General features: G+C 45.3%; 14 protein-coding genes and 1 pseudogene. 3 read left to right on the forward strand and 12 right to left on the reverse strand.

The annotated features are described in order from the left end of the window. Positions 1–17: 17 nt before the first annotated feature. The 6 genes from accC to pdxA form a co-directional block, all read right to left on the reverse strand. Complete coding sequence (gene accC, locus LKX84_RS07820) at positions 18–1376, reverse strand: acetyl-CoA carboxylase biotin carboxylase subunit (RefSeq protein ID WP_228236577.1); 1359 nt, start codon at positions 1374–1376, stop codon at positions 18–20. 89 nt (positions 1377–1465) lie between these two features. After that, positions 1466–1951 carry an acetyl-CoA carboxylase biotin carboxyl carrier protein gene (accB, locus tag LKX84_RS07825; protein WP_228236578.1) on the reverse strand — a complete coding sequence of 162 codons (486 nt, stop codon included), beginning with the start codon at positions 1949–1951 and terminating at the stop codon, positions 1466–1468. Between the two features lie 26 nt (positions 1952–1977). Beyond that, positions 1978–2973: a beta-ketoacyl-ACP synthase III gene (locus LKX84_RS07830; protein WP_228236579.1), complete on the reverse strand. Its 996-nt coding sequence runs from the start codon at positions 2971–2973 to the stop codon at positions 1978–1980. Positions 2974–3146: 173 nt separating this feature from the next. Continuing rightward, entirely contained in the window at positions 3147–3347 is a 201-nt protein-coding gene (gene rpmF, locus LKX84_RS07835; RefSeq protein ID WP_119640925.1) for a 50S ribosomal protein L32, read from the reverse strand. A 7-nt stretch (positions 3348–3354) separates the two neighbouring features. Further along, positions 3355–3888 (reverse strand): YceD family protein, encoded by a 534-nt coding sequence (locus LKX84_RS07840; protein WP_228236580.1) that lies wholly within the window; start codon positions 3886–3888, stop codon positions 3355–3357. Between the two features lie 110 nt (positions 3889–3998). After that, a complete protein-coding gene (gene pdxA, locus LKX84_RS07845) occupies positions 3999–5051 on the reverse strand; it encodes a 4-hydroxythreonine-4-phosphate dehydrogenase PdxA (protein ID WP_228236581.1) in 1053 nt (350 codons plus the stop codon). A gap of 58 nt (positions 5052–5109) precedes the next feature. On the opposite strand from pdxA, the gene LKX84_RS07850 reads away from it, so the two are divergent. Beyond that, a complete protein-coding gene (locus LKX84_RS07850; protein ID WP_228236582.1) occupies positions 5110–5700 on the forward strand; it encodes a riboflavin synthase in 591 nt (196 codons plus the stop codon). Here LKX84_RS07850 and LKX84_RS07855 read toward each other — a convergent pair. Next, positions 5697–7505 carry a sodium:solute symporter family protein gene (locus LKX84_RS07855; protein WP_228236583.1) on the reverse strand — a complete coding sequence of 603 codons (1809 nt, stop codon included), beginning with the start codon at positions 7503–7505 and terminating at the stop codon, positions 5697–5699. The genes LKX84_RS07850 and LKX84_RS07855 overlap by 4 nt on opposite strands. Positions 7506–7573: 68 nt before the next feature. Here LKX84_RS07855 and LKX84_RS07860 point away from each other — a divergent pair, with 68 nt between their 5' ends. Further along, positions 7574–8329, forward strand: a complete 756-nt coding sequence (locus tag LKX84_RS07860) for a sulfite exporter TauE/SafE family protein (protein WP_228236584.1) — start codon at positions 7574–7576, stop codon at positions 8327–8329. Positions 8330–8397: 68 nt separating this feature from the next. Here LKX84_RS07860 and LKX84_RS07865 read toward each other — a convergent pair whose 3' ends face one another. From LKX84_RS07865 to LKX84_RS07885, 5 genes are all read right to left on the reverse strand, one after another. Beyond that, complete coding sequence (locus LKX84_RS07865; RefSeq protein ID WP_228236585.1) at positions 8398–11010, reverse strand: M14 metallopeptidase family protein; 2613 nt, start codon at positions 11008–11010, stop codon at positions 8398–8400. A 201-nt stretch (positions 11011–11211) separates the two neighbouring features. Then, positions 11212–11865: a gluconate 2-dehydrogenase subunit 3 family protein gene (locus tag LKX84_RS07870; RefSeq protein ID WP_228236586.1), complete on the reverse strand. Its 654-nt coding sequence runs from the start codon at positions 11863–11865 to the stop codon at positions 11212–11214. Continuing rightward, a complete protein-coding gene (locus tag LKX84_RS07875) occupies positions 11865–13583 on the reverse strand; it encodes a GMC oxidoreductase (protein ID WP_228236587.1) in 1719 nt (572 codons plus the stop codon). Before LKX84_RS07875 ends, LKX84_RS07870 begins: the two co-directional genes overlap by 1 nt. A 305-nt stretch (positions 13584–13888) precedes the next feature. After that, a complete protein-coding gene (locus tag LKX84_RS07880; protein WP_228236588.1) occupies positions 13889–14611 on the reverse strand; it encodes a LytR/AlgR family response regulator transcription factor in 723 nt (240 codons plus the stop codon). Next, positions 14608–15630, reverse strand: coding sequence for a sensor histidine kinase (locus LKX84_RS07885; protein ID WP_228236589.1), 1023 nt, complete (start codon positions 15628–15630; stop codon positions 14608–14610). The genes LKX84_RS07880 and LKX84_RS07885 overlap by 4 nt, the downstream gene beginning before the upstream one ends. Positions 15631–15885: 255 nt before the next feature. Here LKX84_RS07885 and LKX84_RS07890 point away from each other — a divergent pair. Beyond that, positions 15886–18258 (forward strand): annotated as a pseudogene (locus tag LKX84_RS07890) (TonB-dependent receptor). Positions 18259–18263: the final 5 nt, after the last annotated feature.

Consider the following 18263-nt stretch of genomic DNA (forward strand, 5'->3'; position numbering starts at 1 on the left):
TGCATCGGGGTCTAAAATTAATGTTCGTCTTGATATTTTGGGTCCATCTTGAAACCTTCCATGAACTTGGTAGTATAGTTACCTGCCAAATAATCTGGATGGTCCATCAATTGTCGATGGAACGGAATGGTCGTTTTAATACCCTCGATCACAAACTCGTCCAATGCCCTACGCATTTTATTGATGGCCTCTTCCCTGGTTTGTGCAGTGGTAATCAACTTGGCGATCATGGAATCGTAGTTTGGTGGAATCGCATAACCGCTGTACACGTGGGTGTCCAAACGAACGCCATGACCTCCTGGTGTGTGAAGGGTCGTAATCCTTCCCGGAGATGGTCTAAAGTCGTTGTAAGGATCTTCGGCATTGATCCTACACTCGATGGAATGCAATTTTGGATAGTAGTTCTTCCCTGAAATCGGCACACCGCCAGCAACCAAAATCTGCTCACGGATCAAATCGTAATCCACCACCTGTTCGGTAATGGGGTGCTCTACCTGAATACGGGTGTTCATCTCCATAAAGTAGAAGTTCCGGTGTTTATCCACCAAAAACTCTATGGTTCCGGCACCTTCATATTTGATATATTCCGCAGCTTTTACAGCGGCTTTACCCATTTCATCACGAAGGGAATCCGTCATAAAAGGCGACGGGGTCTCCTCGGTCAACTTTTGGTGACGACGCTGAACGGAACAGTCCCTTTCGGAAAGGTGACACGCTTTTCCATATTGATCGCCCACCACTTGAATTTCAATGTGACGGGGTTCTTCAATAAGCTTTTCCATGTACATTCCACCATTGCCAAAGGCGGCAGTAGCTTCCTTTACAGCGCTTTCAAAGCTCTTTTCTATTTCATCTTCGGACCAAATGGCGCGCATACCCTTACCTCCACCACCAGCGGTGGCCTTTATCATTACAGGATAGCCCATTTTCTTGGCTTCCTTTTTGGCGTGCTCCACATCTTTCAAGAGTCCTTCGGAACCTGGAACAGTTGGTACGCCGGCTTTTCTCATGGTTTCCTTGGCCGTGGCCTTGTCCCCCATTTTATCTATCTGGTCACCGGATGCACCAATAAATTTGATATCGTGCTCGGCACAGATCCTGGAAAATTTAGCGTTTTCAGAAAGGAACCCATATCCTGGGTGAATGGCATCCGCATTGGTAATTTCCGCTGCGGCTATAATGTTTGGAATCTTCAAATACGATTCGCTACTTGGTGCAGGGCCAATGCAAACGGCCTCGTCCGCAAACCGCACGTGTAGGCTTTCTTCATCCGCTTTGGAATATACCGCAACGGTCTTAATGCCCATTTCCTTACAGGTACGTATGATGCGCAAGGCAATCTCGCCCCTATTTGCAATCAATATTTTTTTAAACATAGAATACAATTTTAAATTCTGGATTCTAAATTTTAAATGGTTTTAAATAACTAACGCTTAGTCACTTAAAATTTAGCACTTAAAATTATCTATGATGGGTCTACCAAGAACAAAGGTTGGTCAAATTCCACAGGAGAGGAATCATCCACCAAAATCTTAACGATCTTTCCGGAAACTTCAGACTCGATGTCGTTGAAAAGTTTCATGGCCTCAATCACACAAAGCACATCGCCTTTGCTGATGTTGCTACCCACTTCCACAAAAGAAGGTTTATCAGGAGATGGTTTTCTGTAGAATGTTCCTATGATCGGGGATTTTATGGTAATGTATTTGGAATCTTCGGCTTTTGGAGCTTGGGCTACTGGAGCCGCGGCTTCTTGGGCCACAGGAGCGTGGGCCGCTGGTGCAGATGGCGCATGGGCCATTGGAATCTGTTGTACGATAGTTGTTTCGGGATAGCTTGCTTCGGCTCCGGTACGGATAGTGATCTTAAAATCCTCCATTTCGAGCTTTACCTCACTGGCACCCGACTTGGCCACAAACTTGATTAAATTCTGAATTTCCTTAATGTCCATCGAATACGTTTTTGTTAGTTGCGTGATTAAGAATTATAGGCCCATTTCAAATAGATGGATCCCCAAGTGAATCCTCCCCCGAAAGCGGCAAAAATTAAATTATCGCCTTTTTTCAATTGCTTCTCGTAGTCGAACAACAACAAGGGCAATGTGGCGGAGGTTGTATTTCCATAACGGTCTATATTGACCATTACTTTAGCTGGCTCAACACCCATTCGGTTGGCCGTGGCATCAATGATCCTTCTATTAGCCTGGTGTGGCACCAACCATTGAACATCTTCATGGGTAAGGTTGTTCCTTTCCATGATCAAGGCTGACACATCGGCCATATTGGAAACGGCAAACTTGAAAACGGATTTGCCATCTTGATATACATAATGTTGTTTGTTCTTAACGGTTTCTTCGGATGCGGGTAAAATGGAACCCCCTGCATCGATTTTGAGAAACTGTCTTCCAATACCATCGGAACGAAGATATTCATCCTGCACGCCTAATCCTTCTTCATTGGGTTCAAAAAGTACGGCTCCTGCGCCATCACCAAAAATGATACAAGTGGTCCTATCGGTGTAATCCAAGATAGAGGACATCTTATCCGCCCCGATCAACAATATCTTTTTGTACTTGCCAGATTCAATATAACTCGCAGCGGTGGACATGCCATACAAAAAACTGGAACAGGCCGCCTGCAAATCATAGGCAAAGGCGTTGACCGCACCAATTTCGGAAGCCACATAGGCCGCTGTTGCCGCAACCGGTAGATCCGGTGTAGCCGTGGCCACCAATACAAAATCAATTTCGGAAGGGTCTACCCCGCTTTTTTGTATCAAATCTTCTGCAGCCTTAATGGCCATAAAAGATGTTCCGGCATTTTCTTCCTTAAGTATTCTTCTTTCTTTGATTCCAGTTCGTGTGGTTATCCATTCATCATTGGTATCTACCATGGTTTCCAATATTTTATTGGAAAGAATGAACTCTGGAACATATCCTCCTACAGCTGTAATGGCTGCCGTTGTTTTCTTCATTTTAGCCTCTCTTTATTGTCAAAAACATTCAAATTTGACCCAAAAGCGGTGAAAATTAGTCATTTTATATGACTTTCCCGTCAAAAATAGCCCGTTTTTGTATTTAACCATGGTCCATAAAAAAACTCCCGCTGTTACGCAACGGGAGTTGGTCTATTTTAAAAGGAATGCAATTAAGCTGCAGTCTCTTCCTCTGCTTTGTCGATCAAAACTTGGCCACGGTAGTACAATTTACCTTCATGCCAGTGAGCTCTGTGGTACAAGTGCATCTCACCTGTCACGCTATCTTTTGCGATGGTTGGCGCAACTGCTTTGTAGTGGGTTCTTCTCTTGTCCCTTCTGGTTTTTGATGTCTTTCTTTTAGGATGTGCCATTATAAACCTATTTATCCGTTAGTAACTTTTTTAAATCATCCCATCTGGGATCTGTTTTTTCCGATGGTTCTTTTTGCTCTTTTGGCTGGAGTTCTTCCAGCTTGTCCAAGATGTCCGATTTTAGGGTGCCGTCCTCAACTCCAGGATGTACCCGTTTCTGTGGAACGGCCAGCACCAACATTTCATAGATATACTGTGCAATGTTGATCTGGAACTCACCGTGGGGAATGATCAAGATCTCATCATCCTCATCATTGTACTCTTCACCAAATTTGATGACGAGATACAGGTCCGATTCGATGGGTTGATCAAAAGGTTCCCCTGTTAGATCGCAATCCACGTTTACGGTGCCTTCTGCCTCAATTCGCAGTTCCATCATTGTGCTCATCTTGTCCAAGATGGCCTTGGTATGGATTGAAGCCCCGTTAAACTCTTGGTATTCAAAAGATTCAAAGAACGCATTGTCAATCTCGTACACAAATTCATGTTTTCCCAACTTCAGACCTGAAAAAGGGATATTAAACTCTTTCAGCTTCATCATTTCTACACTTAAGGTTTGTGTACCAGCCTCTAAAGGCGGGTGCAAAGATACTACTTATTTATAAAACTGCAATTCCAACACTAACAAATATCTATAAATCGTGCAACTTTTTAGGCTCCACGTTTGATCTTTTGCTTTTGAAGGGGGTTTTTGGTCAATTCCATATACTCCATTCGGTTCCTAAACACCTGAATGGCAGTGAAAACCGCTTCCTTGAACGAACTCTCGTCCGCCTTGCCTTTTCCCGCAATTTCATAGGCAGTTCCGTGATCGGGAGAGGTGCGTACTTTGTCCAATCCGGCAGTGTAGTTCACACCTTTTCCAAAGGAAAGGGTCTTGAACGGTATCAGGCCTTGATCGTGATAGGCCGCCAATATGGCATCAAAATTTTGATGGGTATTGGAACCAAAAAAGCTATCGGCCGAATATGGACCGTACACCAAGGTCCCTTTATTGAACAGTTCTTGGATCACCGGTTTCAATATCTTATCATCCTCTTCACCAATCGTTCCATTGTCACCACTATGAGGATTGATGCCCAACAAGGCGATTTTCGGTCTGCGGATCCCAAAATCCATTTGAAGGGATTTTTCCATGACAGCCACTTTGTTGCGAATCAATTTTGGTGTAATGGCCTGTGCCACATCCTTCACCGCAATATGGTCGGTGAGCAAACCCACTCGCAGGGAATCCGCCACCATGAACATCAGGCTTTCCCCTTTCAGTTCCTTGGCCAAATAATCGGTATGGCCTGGGAATTTAAAATCCTCTGCCTGTATGTTGTTCTTGTTGATGGGCGCGGTGACCAGCACATCGATCTCACCATCTTTTAAAGCTTTAACCGCCGCCTTTAGGGATTGAATGGCCAGTGCCCCGGCTTCTTTGGTGGCCTGTCCATATTCAATTTGGGGAGCTTCTTTCCAAACGTTCACAATATTGATCTTGCCATCCACGGCTTGGGAAGTATCCTTTGCCCCGTTAAAGGTTATATCAATGCCCAAATCGGTCTTTTGTTGGGTAATGGTCTTGTTCGATGCAAATAGGATGGGGGTGCAAAAATCCAACATTCTTGCATCCTCAAAGGTTTTGAGTGCCACTTCGCACCCAATGCCGTTGATGTCCCCAATGGAAATCCCCAGCTTTATTTTTTGCGTTTCCTCCATATAATCAATGCCGTTATGGCTACTTTTGCAATACAAAACTAGTCAATTAATAATACACATGTTCACAGGGATCATAGAGACTTTGGGGAAAGTTGAAAAGCTTGAAAAAGAAGGGGGTAATCTGCACATCACCATTTCTTCGGATATTACATCGGAACTTAAAATTGACCAAAGCGTTGCCCATAACGGCGTGTGTTTAACGGTGGTTTCCTTGAGAGATGACCAATATACCGTTACGGCCATTGAAGAGACCCTAAGCAAGACAAACCTTGATGAACTTACCTTGGAAAACGAGGTGAACCTGGAGCGTGCCATGGTGCTAGGCGCCCGTTTGGATGGCCATATCGTTCAAGGTCACGTGGACCAAACCGCGGTTTGCGCCTCCGTTGAAGAAAAGGATGGTAGCTGGGTATTCACTTTTACCTATGATTCCGGTCTTAACAATGTGACCATTGAAAAAGGATCCATTACTGTTGATGGGGTAAGCCTAACCGTTGTGGATTCCCAAAAAGACCGATTCAGTGTGGCCATTATTCCTTATACCTATGAGCACACCCGTTTTCATACCTACAAAGTAGGCACAACGGTTAACCTAGAGTTTGATGTTGTTGGAAAATATGTAGCCCGGTTGTTGTCGCTTCGGGATTAAAAAACGTTTTTCATTCCTTTCCATACCCTTAGCAATACGAAGGCAGAAACTACAACCAGTGCGGTAAGTCCCATCGCCAATTTGTACTCTCCATAGATCCAATACCCTGTGGCGAACATGATCGAGTAGATCAATACCACACCAGATAGCATAGCTTTAATTCCGGAAGGTACGCTCCATTTTTCATTGGTCTTAACGATTTCGACGTTGTCCTCTTTGGCTTCATCCACAATCTTTGACCAACCTGGACCTCCAGGTTGAATTTTGAGGTAAAAGCTTCGAAGCACTTCTTTGCTTTCAGGTTGCGTTACGAAAGTCGCCGTTAACCATATAATAGAGGTCACTACCATAATAAAGGGTAAATCGGCCCATTCTGGAAAAACTCCTGTTTCAGGGGCAAAAAGAAACTCTCTTAAGGATGTGGTTTCTAAAAGAACCGCTAAAATTCCCGAAGCAAACATGGCCGTTATTTCACTCCATGCGTTGATACGCCACCAGAACCAACGTAAAATAAAGATCAGTCCAGTACCCGCACCAAAGGAAAGCAACAGGTTGAAAACTCCCATGGCATCTTGAAGGGCCAAGGCCAAAAAGGCGCTTAACACCATCAATATTACCGTGGATATCCTTCCCACATTTACCATTTGCTTTTCTGAAGCATTGGGATTTATCTGTTGTTTGTAAAAATCATATACAATGTAGGATGACCCCCAGTTCAATTGGGTAGAAATAGTAGACATGTATGCCGCCACCAAAGAGGCCAGAACAATTCCCAAAAGACCTGTTGGCAATTTGGTCATCATAGCAGAATAGGCCAAATCATGTCCCAATTTATCTTCGGTTACATTGGGGAATGCTTCATGGATGCTGGCAATGTCCGGATAAACCACCAATGAGGCCAAAGCCACTAAAATCCATGGCCAAGGACGCAAAGCATAGTGCATAATGTTGAAAAAGAAAGTCGCCCCGATAGCGTGGTTTTCATTTTTGGCTGCCAACATACGCTGTGCGATATAGCCTCCACCGCCTGGCTCCCCACCTGGGTACCAAGAGCTCCACCATTGTACCGCCAAAGGAATGATCAAAGCCGTAATCAAGGCTTTTTTATCGTTGAAATCGGGAAGGATACTCAATTTCCCTTTTACATTCTCATTTTCAAGGATGGCCTGCAATCCACCTACTTCTGGAAGATTAACAAGATAAATGGCGGCCCCGATGGCTCCTGCCATGGCCACAAAAAAGAGGAAGAAATCACTGTAAACTACTCCTTTGAATCCACCCAAGGCACTAAAAATTACCGTGATAAGACCTGCACTCACTACTGTAACCCATGGATCAAGGCCCAACATGACCCCCCCGATCTTAATAGCCGCCAAAGTAACGGAGGCCATGGTAATCACATTAAAAAGGACACCGAGATAAATCGCTCTAAATTTTCTTAGAAAACTAGCGGGCTTGCCTCCATATCGAATGGCGTAAAACTCCAGATCCGTATTCACGTTGGATTTTCTCCAAAGCTTTGCGTACACAAAAACGGTCAACATCCCCGTCAACAAAAAGCACCACCAGCCCCAGTTTCCGGAAACCCCGTTGGAACGCACCAAATTGGTCACCAAATTAGGCGTGTCCGTAGAAAATGTGGTGGCCACCATGGACAACCCCAAGAGCCACCATGGCATACTGCGCCCGGACAAAAAGTACTCGGCTGAATCTTTTCCTGATTTTTTGGATACGTAGACCCCGATAAAAAGAACAAGGGCAAAAAACCCAAAAATGATAATGTAATCAATAAGCTTAAGTTCCATACGTTTGGTTTGGCAAGAGATAAAGATAGCCTTTTTGGGTTACTTTTGTACATGACCAATACTTCTTCATGCTACTTTCTTCCCTTTCTGATATTTCGATAACCGCTTGGACCATGGCAGCCACTGCTGTTTTCCTGATGGGAATCTCAAAGGCGGGGCTCAAGGGCATGTCCATTTTTAACGTTACGCTGATGGCGCTTGCCTTCGGTTCCCGCACTTCTACCGGGATTTTTATTCCTTTATTATTGGTGGGAGATGTGTTTGCGGTGGTCTATTACAACCGTCATGCCCAGTGGAAATACATCTATCGATTTATGCCCTGGATGGTCATTGGAATATTAATCGGGGTCGTAATCGGTAAAGACCTTCCCGAAAAGGAATTCAAATGGGGCATGGCAATCGTTATTTTCCTGAGCTTGGGCATGTTGGTTTGGTGGGACCGAAGAAAATCGGAAAATGTGCCCACCCATTGGTTGTTTGCTGGTACTATGGGAATTTTGGCCGGCATTTGCACTATGATCGGCAATTTGGCGGGAGCGTTCACCAACATTTTCTTTTTGGCGATGCGTTTGCCGAAAAATGAATTTGTAGGCACGGCAGCTTGGTTATTCTTGATTACCAATCTTTTTAAACTGCCTTTTCATATTTGGGTATGGAATACTATTACCGAAGAAAGTTTGGCCATTAATCTTAGGTTGCTGCCCGCTATTTTAGCGGGGTTAGTCCTGGGAGTATTTTTGGTGAAGCAAATCAACGAGAAAAACTATAAGCGTTTTATTTTGGTGGTGACTGCCATCGGGGCGCTTGCTATTCTTTTTAAGTAAAAATGAATATTCAAAAAATAAAAAGCCCCATCCATTGATGGGGCTTTTCTATTTAAAAAAAAGTCTTCCTATTCCGAAGCGCCTTCGTATATCGCATTGAAAATCAGCTTGTATGTTCCTCTGGGTTGCCCACGGAACTGTGGCCTAAAGGCAAACAAAATACAGGAACCTTTTCCGTAATTGGCCTGTACCAATGCGGGTTTTTTGGCAATGTAGCGTTCCTCGCCCATGGCCCAACCACTCATCAACAAGTTCTTGGCGGCATAGGTGGCGATCACTTTTACATCAGGAGTCGGGGCATCTTTAATATCCTCTTTACCGCCCTCTCCGGTTTTGTTCTGCTTGTCGATTACGAAAGCACGGCTTCTGTTAAAGGAAACCGCAACGGTATCCTTCATACCAAACGCCAAAGGATTGGTAGTGTCTATTCCTGTTCTGATCAATGATCCCGGAATGAAGAAATCCTTGCTGTCCGCGCCTTCCACGGCATCACGTAATGGAAGACCGAATTGCTCAATAACGAAATCACTCGCTTCATCAAAGGCAATCAAGGTTCCTCCTTCTTTAACATAATTGCTCAACGCCAAAGAACCATCCAACCCAATTCCGCCAGTAAATTGCTCTGGCATATCTAACACGTTGTGCCCATGCAAAATGGAATTTGGTCTTTGAGATGGGATGATAATGGCGTCATACTTGGAAAGATCTTTCATCTTAATGTCCTTGTCATGAAGGGTGTCCACATCAAAGGCATATTCATCCATAACAAAACGGGTCCATCCTTCATCCATATTGGAAACCCAAGATTTGTAAAGGCCAACTTTCGGCGAATGGATTTTTTTCAACTGCACTTCTGGTTTTGCCATCAATCCAGTGAATTCCAAACCATATTCCTTGCTCAAGGATTCAATCAATGCATTGTCTCCAGATACAATATAGGAACCGGCAGGAAAAGTCACTTTTCCAGACTTGAATTCAGTCATAGCTTTATATGCAGTTCCACCTGCCTTCAATACTTTATTGGTCACTGCTACGGAAGCATTGGTGTTCACGCTCAACGCATACCCAAATGAGGCGCTTTTTGACACGCTTCCTTCATAATAATCTACCAATCCGGTAACTTTTTCGGTAGGCGCCTTGAAAGATTCCTTGATCTTGTCCACATCTACACCCATCTGCAAAGGCAAAGTCCATCCTGCCAAATCATAGGGGGTATCCGGAGGTCCGCCTGGATATTGAAAACGGGTGGGGTAGTTTTGTTTCTCCATCAAATCAGTCAAATATGGTCTAAAGGCCTGACCGGAATAGATCACATAGGTTCCCTTTTCGTATTTTTTATCATTTAGGGTAAAATCCTTGGTTGCCCTTTCTATTTCAACACCGCCGCGTAGCAACACGTTTACGAGGTTTACGGCTTCAAAGGAATCCCATTGGTTTTTATCGATGATGTAGGCAAAGGGTCCTTCCTTGTTACCCTTATCCATCGCAGATTTACCCATTTTGTAGATGTTGTACAGGTAATTTTCCTTGCGGTCAGCTGCTAAGTCCAAAGTGGCCCAAGTAGCGGTCAACATATAATCCACGGCATCCCTAAAATGCGATTCTCCGCCTTTCCACGGATCGGGATACATGATGTCTGTACCATCCGTTGGAGCACCAGCTACCGTTTTTGGAAGTTTCTCAGGGTCGTAAAACCTAGGAGTTGGAGTGGTATGTCCGGTTTCGGTCAAAATACCGATCATGTTGTGGTAGTAAGGAACCGTACGGCCACCTCCGTTCCAGAACATGGTATAAAAGTTATCCGCAATTGCCCCCGGCATATTTTCCAATGAAAATCTTTTGGACATGGCAGAACCTACCTCACTTACTGCGGCAGTTATAGCTGGATGGATGTTTGGGTTAACGGGATCTGCATAAGGTGGAATAGAAATTTTGGACCATGCTGGGGAAGATTGATGGTGGTTGTACACAATCTGTGGGTACCATTCGTTATAAAGGATCTTGGTCACATTATAGGTTTCCGGCATATTGTTCATAAACCAGTCCCTGTTATTGTCGTGGCCCATATAGTAATGGTAAAGAACCGGTGGGTGCGAGGTTTCGTAGGCAGTACCCAGATTTTTACGGTACCAATCCACTACAATGTCCAACCCATCAGGATTCATAACGGGCATTAACAAGGTAATCACGTTTTCCCTGATTTTTTTCATTTCCGCCGTTTCAGAAGTAGCCATGGTATAGGCCAATTCAGAAGTCATTTGTCCGTGGGCCAGCTCCGTGGAGTGCATTCCACCGTCTATCCAAACAATTGCTTTGCCTTCTTCGGAAAGCTTGGTGGCCTCGTCATCACTGATGCGGGCACGGGCCAATTTGGTACTGATATCCTTCCACTTGTCCAGTTGGGCCAAGTTTTCTTCTGTGGAAATAAAAAGAAGGTACATTTTACGGCCTAAAACGGTTTCCCCGATTTCAATTTTCTTGACACGGTTGGATGCATTATCCAATTTGGTCAGATAATCTTCTATTTGGGCATAATCTGCCAATTTGTAGTCGTCTCCCACCCGAAAGCCATAAACGTCTTTGGGGGATGGCACATTTTGCGCAACAATGGATGAAGCACATGCCAAAGACATCGTTGCTGAGAACAGCAATGCCTTAAGGTTTGCAATTTTAAAAGTCATTTTTTTGAATTAGTTAGAATTGGACTGAAAATTAAGTATTTGTGTGGAGGAAAATAAATGGATAGCTGTTGAATTTCCTTTAGCTTTCCTTTTTTGGGGGTTTGGTGATCAAGGGGGATAAAAATCATCAAATTGATAGGTTTCCCTTTATTTGAAAGGGCCTCCCAGTTTGGGAGGCCCTTTTATTGTGTGTTGTGTTTCCTATTCGGACCAGGCCTTTCCGCCGGTAAGTTCCTGTAGGTCGCCACAGGGGATATACTCCCCAGGGATCGGTAGGTAGGCAAGCACCTCCTCGCCGACCTTCTCCGAGGACTTGTAGGCCCATGTGGCCAGGTCCCTGAGCTCGTTGGCGAAGGTGTAGCGCGCCACTTCCTCGTCCAGGGTGGCCTCGCCGCCCTGCATCACGGCCTGCATGTAGCCCATAACGGCCTCGAAGTGCGCCTTTTCCTCCTCGTCGGTGCGCTTTCTCAGGTAGGTGGCCAGCACTGGCTCTATGTCCGCCGCCTCCAGTTCCGCGAGCTCCGTCTTGCCGGAGCCCTCCAGTGCCTTGTCGTAGAACTTGCCCATCTTCATCATGGTGAACTCCCGCTGGTCAAGGGGCATCACCTGGTCAAGGTAGGCGTCTATGAAGCCGTGCACGTTCACCTCGGTGGCCGAGGGGGTATCGGTCTTGGGAAGGATCACGTCCAGGGTGGTGGCCAGGGCCTGTCCCTGTCCCTTGTCCAGATAGGCGGGGACCCACTCCGCGTAGGCGGGCTTGTCCTTGCAGCTCTGGAGCAGGCTTAACAGTGTAGGGGTCGCCACGGCGTAGCCGAAGGCCATCCCCATGTTTTTGAGTGCTGATCTTCTTTCCATTATATGTTTCCTTTTTTGAGTTCCTGGGCGGCATGGTTGGCGGCCCTTGCGGTGAATGCCATGTAGGTGAGCGAGGGGTTCACGCAGTTGGCCGAAGTCATGAACGCACCATCGGTCACGTACACGTTCTTACAGGTGTGCACCTGGTTGTACCCATTGACCACGGAGGTCTTGGGGTCAAGGCCCATACGGGCGGTGCCCATCTCGTGGATACCCAAGCCTAAAGCACCTGGGTTATCATAAGGTTTAACATCCCTTAATCCTGCTTTGGTGAGCATTTCAACGGCCTGTTCTTTCATATCTTCCCTCATTTTCCATTCGTTGTCCTTGAATTCAGCATCAAAAGTAACGGTAGGAAGACCCCATTGGTCTTTTTTATCATAGTCAAGGGTCATACGGTTATCTTCATAAGGAAGTACTTCACCGAACCCGCCCATACCAAAGGTCCAACCTCCAGCATTCAACATGGCGTCCTTATACTCTTTTCCATAGGAAAGCTCGGCAACGGTCTGTTCCCAGCTACCTCTTCCAGCTCCTCCTTGGTATCCGTATCCACGGATGAACTTGTCGGTATTGGAACTACCGCCTAAATTCCTGAACCTAGGGATATAGATGCCGTTCGGCTTTCTTCCTTTGTAAAATTTATCTTCGAATCCATCGAACTTGCCACTGGCGCCAACGCCCAAATGGTGGTCCATGACATTTCTTCCCAATTGGTCGGAATCATTTCCGAGTCCGTTAGGGAACCTATCGGATTTTGACTGCATCAAAATGGAAGTGGAAGCGATCGCGGAGGCGCAAAGGAAAATCACTTTCGCCTTGAACACGAACTCCTCTTTGGTCTCCCTGTCGATCACCTTGACACCCGTTGCCTTTTGGGTATTGGGGTCGTAAATGACCTCGTGAACGATACTATCCGGTCTTAGGGTAAGGTTTCCTGTCTTCTCGGCTGCGGGCAGCGTTGATGACAAGCTGCTGAAGTAGGCCCCGAAAGGACAGCCACGGATACAACGGTTTCTATATTGGCAACGCACACGGCCATCGCCCTCGAATTTTTTGTCACTGTTGATGTGGGCGGTCCGACCGGCAGTCACCACGCGGCCATCAAAATTTTCGGCCACTTTTTCACGGAAATGCTGCTCTACACAATTCAATTCCATCATGGGCTCGAAGATTCCATCAGGTAATTGTTCCAATCCCAAATTTTCACCGGAAACACCGATATAACTTTCCACTTTATCGTACCAAGGGGCAATGTCCTTGTAACGAACGGGCCAGTCCACAGCGATACCATCATTTTTGTTGGCACCGAAGTCGATATCGCTCCAGCGATAACTTTGGCGACCCCACATGATGGAACGTCCGCCCACGTGGTAACCACGCATCCAATCGAAACGCTTGGTTTCATTGTACGGATGGTCAATATCATCCACGAACCAATGATTGGAAGCGGAATTGGTAGTATAACCCGTCCTGGATTGCTTTTCTTGTCGGGCTTTTTGTTCCCTTGTCAACTGCCCGCGATTAGGAAGGTCCCAGGCATCCAAATTGGCCGTTGGGTAATCTTCGCGGTGTTTTTTCATCGGGCCACGCTCCAAGACCAGGGTCTTGAGACCGTTCTCGCACAGTTCCTTGGCAGCCCAACCGCCGCTGATGCCTGTGCCCACCACAATGGCATCATAGGATTCCTGTTCATCGTTGAAATAAAATTTGCTCATTTAGTATAATCTTAGTTGGCTCAATTTACCAATAATTACCTTACGGTTCAAAGATGTTTCGCTGAATAGCAAACCTTTACCCGTAAAAATGGAAATGCAACAGGTGAACGGGATTTAGGAGAACCCTTCCAGAAGTGGTGATTAGCAGGGATATAAGTGTTAAAACAACGCTTTTGCTGTTTTATGTTAAAATTAAAAAACCTTCCAAAATAGTCTCTTGAAAGGGTTTTAAGTGGTCCGTCCCTTGGGCTAAACCAGCTACCCCCTGAGCGATAAGGACCCTCAATTTGCCGAGACCTAGCTCTTTATCGACTCAAAATTCTTTTGGTCACAAATTCACTGAAGAAAAAGTCCCGATAGGTATTTCCAATGGGAATTTCATTTTCACCAATATACACAGTGTTGTTATCTACCGATTCAATATGTTTGGAATTGATCACGTAGGATTTGCTGACCCTCACGAAACTGTTTTTGGGAAGCTGGTCGTAAATTGTTTTGATGTTCATGGCGGTAATCAGCTTTTGGTTTTGGGTATGCACTACCACATAATCCTTTAGGCCTTCAATAAACAGAATGTCATCAAAATATATCTTGAAAATCTTCCGGTCCGCCTTGATGAAAAAATAATCCTCGGCAACACCTTCAATATTGTTGTTCGTATAATCCACCTTGAGCAATTTGGAATAGGTGCGTGCCTTGTCCACCGCTTTTTGGAACCGTTCCAATTTTACCGGTTTAATAAGGTAATCGATGGCATCCACTTCATAGCTGTCGGTGGCGAACTCGGAAAATGCAGTGGTAAATATTACGAAACTTTCCTTTGGAATGTTCCTGGCAAAATCAATACCATTTATCCCCGGCATTTGTATATCAAGAAAAATCAGGTCAACGTTGTGGCTAGCCAAAAATTTGCCGACCAGCCCCGTACCGTTGAACGACCCAATGAGATGCAATCCATTGGTCTGGTCGATCAACATTTGTATGGCCTCCCGGGCCAAGGGTTCGTCGTCCACAATGATACAGTTCATAAAACCATGGTTAGGGTTACACAATAGGAATCTTGGGTATCCTCTATCTTTAAAACATGTGATGAAGGGAACAATAGTTCCAATCGGCGTTTCACATTAGTCAGCCCTAGCCCTCCAGAGGTGCTGTTAATGGCTTTTACCGCGGGCTTGGAATTGATGCACTTGAAGTAAAGTTCGTCATTTATCACCACAAAAAACAAATTCACAAAAGAAGATTTGGCCGAATCGTTGTTGTGCTTTACTGCATTTTCCACAAAAGAGATGAACAACAGGGGTGGCACTTGGACCCCGCTCAAATCCCCCTCCTTCGATATTACAAAATCAAAATTGTCCCGGCGCACCTTTTCCAGGTTCAAAAAATCCTCTAAAAAATGAATGTCCGAGGTCAATAACACCTTGTCACGGGCACTATCGTATAACTGATATCGTAATAGGTCGCTCAATTTTACCAAGACCTGTGAGGCTTTTTCGGGGTCCTTCTTGGTCAATACGTTGGCGTTGTTGAGCATATTGAACAAAAAGTGCGGGTTGATCTGGTTCTTCAGCTGTTCCAGTTCAGACAACGTTTTGGAGTTTTGCAGTTCAAAAATGACCTCTTTGTCCAAGATCCATTTCTGGAAGAGTTTTATGGATGAAGAAGCCGCAATAAGCACAAATATAAGGGTGCAAAAGAGTGGAATGTTCACCCCCTCCAAATTCAAACTTCCCATGATTATGTAATACCCCGCCATATAAATGGCAGTGGACAAAATGACGGTCGCCACAACCGAAATCAAATAAGCCACATATTGGTTTTTGAACAATAGTTTGGGCACCAAAAGGTTCATATTAGTATAGAACAATGAACAGAATAGAAGCAGGTTCAAAGTGGGTTCACCCAATTCCGGGCCACTACTGTAGAGCACCAAACTTATGGGCAACAATAACAAGAGATGACGATACAATCGATACTTGGGAAAGACCAAAAACTGTAACGCACAATTCCTATCGATGGGTGTTTCGGGTAAAGATTTCTTCATATGAATGAATTTAAGGCAAAATTAAAGCTTGGATACACTGGCCTGTCGGTTATTTATACGAAAGCCCCTGTTTTTTATACCAAAAATGGGGCAACTGGCCAAAGCGCTTGAATTGGCTTCCCAAATACCACATCCACCAGTTTTTAATGCCGCTATTTCCATTTGCTATAATAAATACCGCATTTGGTATAAATCGAAAAATGGCAGTTGCCTAAAAGGATAGTTTCGCCCCAGATCTTAATTCAAACCATTGAAATGAAACACAAAATCCTATATGTCCTGCCATTGATATTAGTTTCAATCATGACCTATTCGCAGGACAAAGTAACCCTGAGCGGAACCATAACCGACGGGGAAAGCAATGAAACCTTGATTGGGGTGAACGTCTATTTTCCCGATGCCATGGCCGGGACCACCACCAATGAATATGGGTTCTTTTCCATCACGCTCCCAAAGGGAGATTATACCCTAAATGTGAGTTATTTGGGATACACCACGATCCAAGAGCGGATATCCTTGGTGCAGAACATCCGAAAGGACTATGTCCTTGCACCGGAAAGCAATGCCTTGGACGAGGTGGTGGTCACCTCTGACCAGCCCCAGACCAATATCCGAAAACCAGAAATGAGCGTAAGCAAGCTTTCCATAAACACCATTAAAAAGATGCCCGCGATGATGGGCGAGGTGGATGTGCTCAAATCGCTCCTGCAAGTACCCGGTGTGACCAACGCCCAGGAAGGGGCCTCGGGTTTTAATGTGAGGGGAGGATCGGTTGACGGAAACCTTGTGCTCTTGGATGAAGCGGTGGTTTATAATACTTCGCACTTATTCGGGTTCTTTTCCGTATTCAATTCCGATGTCATCAAGGACATGAAACTGTACAAAGGTGGCATTCCCGCCAATTTTGGGGGACGTATCTCCTCGGTCCTCGATATCTATCAAAAAGAAGGCAACAATAAGGAGTTCCATATGAGCGGGGGCATCGGTTTGATTGCCAGTAGGTTGTTGGTCGAAGGGCCCATCCAAAAGGATCGCAGTTCCTTCGTAGTTGCGGGTCGCAGTTCCTATATCCACTTACTGCTACAATTGGCAGATGAGCCAAATTCCCTGTACTTCTATGACCTCAACGCCAAGCTGAACTATAAGCTCAATGACAACAACAACATTTTTCTTTCCGGGTATTTCGGCAAGGATTACATGGATTTCAACAAAAGTCTGATCAATACCTATGGCAACTCCCTGTTCAACCTTCGGTGGAACCACATCTTTTCGGACAAGCTTTTTTCCAATGCTTCGGCCATATACAGCGTTTATGACTATGGTATTAAGGTCAAGTTTGCCGGCGTTGATTGGACTTCCCAGATCAATAACTATAACTTCAAGTACGATTTCAAACACTATCTCTCCAGTAAGTTCGTCCTCGATTATGGGGTCAACTCCATTTACTACCAATTCAATCCGGGAACCCTCAAACCTTTTGGGGAAAATTCCAGCGTAAACCCAGACCAACTGGCCAAAAAATATGCCTTTGAGAATGCATTATACATCAGTGCCGACCATAGATTGTCCGAAAAATTTGCATTGACTTATGGCCTCAGGTACAGCAATTTTATGCGTTTGGGTGAAGAAGAAGTGTTTACCTATGCCAATAACCGACCGCTGCTCTTCAATCAAGAGTTCCAAGTTTATGAGGAAGCCTCATCGAATGGCAGCCTTTACTATGGGAAGAACAAAAAGATAGCGGGTTTCAACAATTTCGAACCCCGGCTTTCCATGGCCTATTCGTTGGATGACAACCAATCCATTAAGGCCAGTTACAACCGGATGAGCCAGTATATCCATCTGATATCGAATACGGCTTCTGCAACACCTCTCGACGTTTGGGCGCCTAGTGACCAATACCTGAAGCCGGAGATACTGGACCAAGTGGCCCTCGGCTATTTTCGGAATTTAAAGCAAGGCGATTACTCCTTGGAAATGGAGGCTTTCTACAAGACGGTAAAGAACAAGGCGGATTATATCGACGGGGCCGACCTGATTGCCAAGGAATCCATCGAACGGGTATTGTTGAACGGGGAGGCACGCTCCTATGGCCTAGAACTGATGGCCCGAAAGAACACCGGAAAACTGACAGGCTGGCTTTCCTATACCTTATCAAAGGCCGAACAACGAACCCCGGGAAGGGATGCCAATGAGCCGGGCATCAACAATGGGGACTGGTACCGCGCCAATTATGACAAACTCCACAATCTGTCCCTTACCGCTTCCTATGAGTTGACACCAAAATGGTCGTTCGGAGGGATTTTTACCTATCAAAGTGGAAAGGCGGCCACATTCCCCAACGGCAAATACCAATATAATGGCATTACCGTACCCAGCTATGGTACCCGAAATGGAAGTTCCCTTTCGGCCTATCACCATTTAGATTTATCGGCGACCTATACCCCAAAACCAGAAAAGACCAAAGGATGGCGGGGAGAATAGGTGTTCAGTGTCTATAATGCCTATGGACGAAGCAATGCCGCAGGGTATACCTTCGGACAAAACGAGGACACAGGGCTCAGTGAAGTGAGGCGATTGTCCATATTCGGCATCGTGCCCAGCGTTACTTATAACTTTAAATTTTAAGAACT

It is taken from the genome of Allomuricauda sp. M10, from assembly GCF_020782875.1.
Taxonomy (GTDB): Bacteria; Bacteroidota; Bacteroidia; order Flavobacteriales; family Flavobacteriaceae; genus Flagellimonas.

Coding starts and splice junctions, on each gene's coding strand:
- LKX84_RS07885 (WP_228236589.1), bottom strand. CDS start 15,630: ATGAAGAAATCTTTACCCGAAACACCCATCGATAGGAATTGTGCGTTA.
- LKX84_RS07840 (WP_228236580.1), bottom strand. CDS start 3,888: ATGATGAAGCTGAAAGAGTTTAATATCCCTTTTTCAGGTCTGAAGTTG.
- LKX84_RS07880 (WP_228236588.1), bottom strand. CDS start 14,611: ATGAACTGTATCATTGTGGACGACGAACCCTTGGCCCGGGAGGCCATA.
- LKX84_RS07875 (WP_228236587.1), bottom strand. CDS start 13,583: ATGAGCAAATTTTATTTCAACGATGAACAGGAATCCTATGATGCCATT.
- accB (WP_228236578.1), bottom strand. CDS start 1,951: ATGGACATTAAGGAAATTCAGAATTTAATCAAGTTTGTGGCCAAGTCG.
- LKX84_RS07870 (WP_228236586.1), bottom strand. CDS start 11,865: ATGGAAAGAAGATCAGCACTCAAAAACATGGGGATGGCCTTCGGCTAC.
- LKX84_RS07830 (WP_228236579.1), bottom strand. CDS start 2,973: ATGAAGAAAACAACGGCAGCCATTACAGCTGTAGGAGGATATGTTCCA.
- pdxA (WP_228236581.1), bottom strand. CDS start 5,051: ATGGAGGAAACGCAAAAAATAAAGCTGGGGATTTCCATTGGGGACATC.
- LKX84_RS07850 (WP_228236582.1), top strand. CDS start 5,110: ATGTTCACAGGGATCATAGAGACTTTGGGGAAAGTTGAAAAGCTTGAA.
- LKX84_RS07860 (WP_228236584.1), top strand. CDS start 7,574: ATGCTACTTTCTTCCCTTTCTGATATTTCGATAACCGCTTGGACCATG.
- accC (WP_228236577.1), bottom strand. CDS start 1,376: ATGTTTAAAAAAATATTGATTGCAAATAGGGGCGAGATTGCCTTGCGC.
- LKX84_RS07865 (WP_228236585.1), bottom strand. CDS start 11,010: ATGACTTTTAAAATTGCAAACCTTAAGGCATTGCTGTTCTCAGCAACG.
- LKX84_RS07855 (WP_228236583.1), bottom strand. CDS start 7,505: ATGGAACTTAAGCTTATTGATTACATTATCATTTTTGGGTTTTTTGCC.
- rpmF (WP_119640925.1), bottom strand. CDS start 3,347: ATGGCACATCCTAAAAGAAAGACATCAAAAACCAGAAGGGACAAGAGA.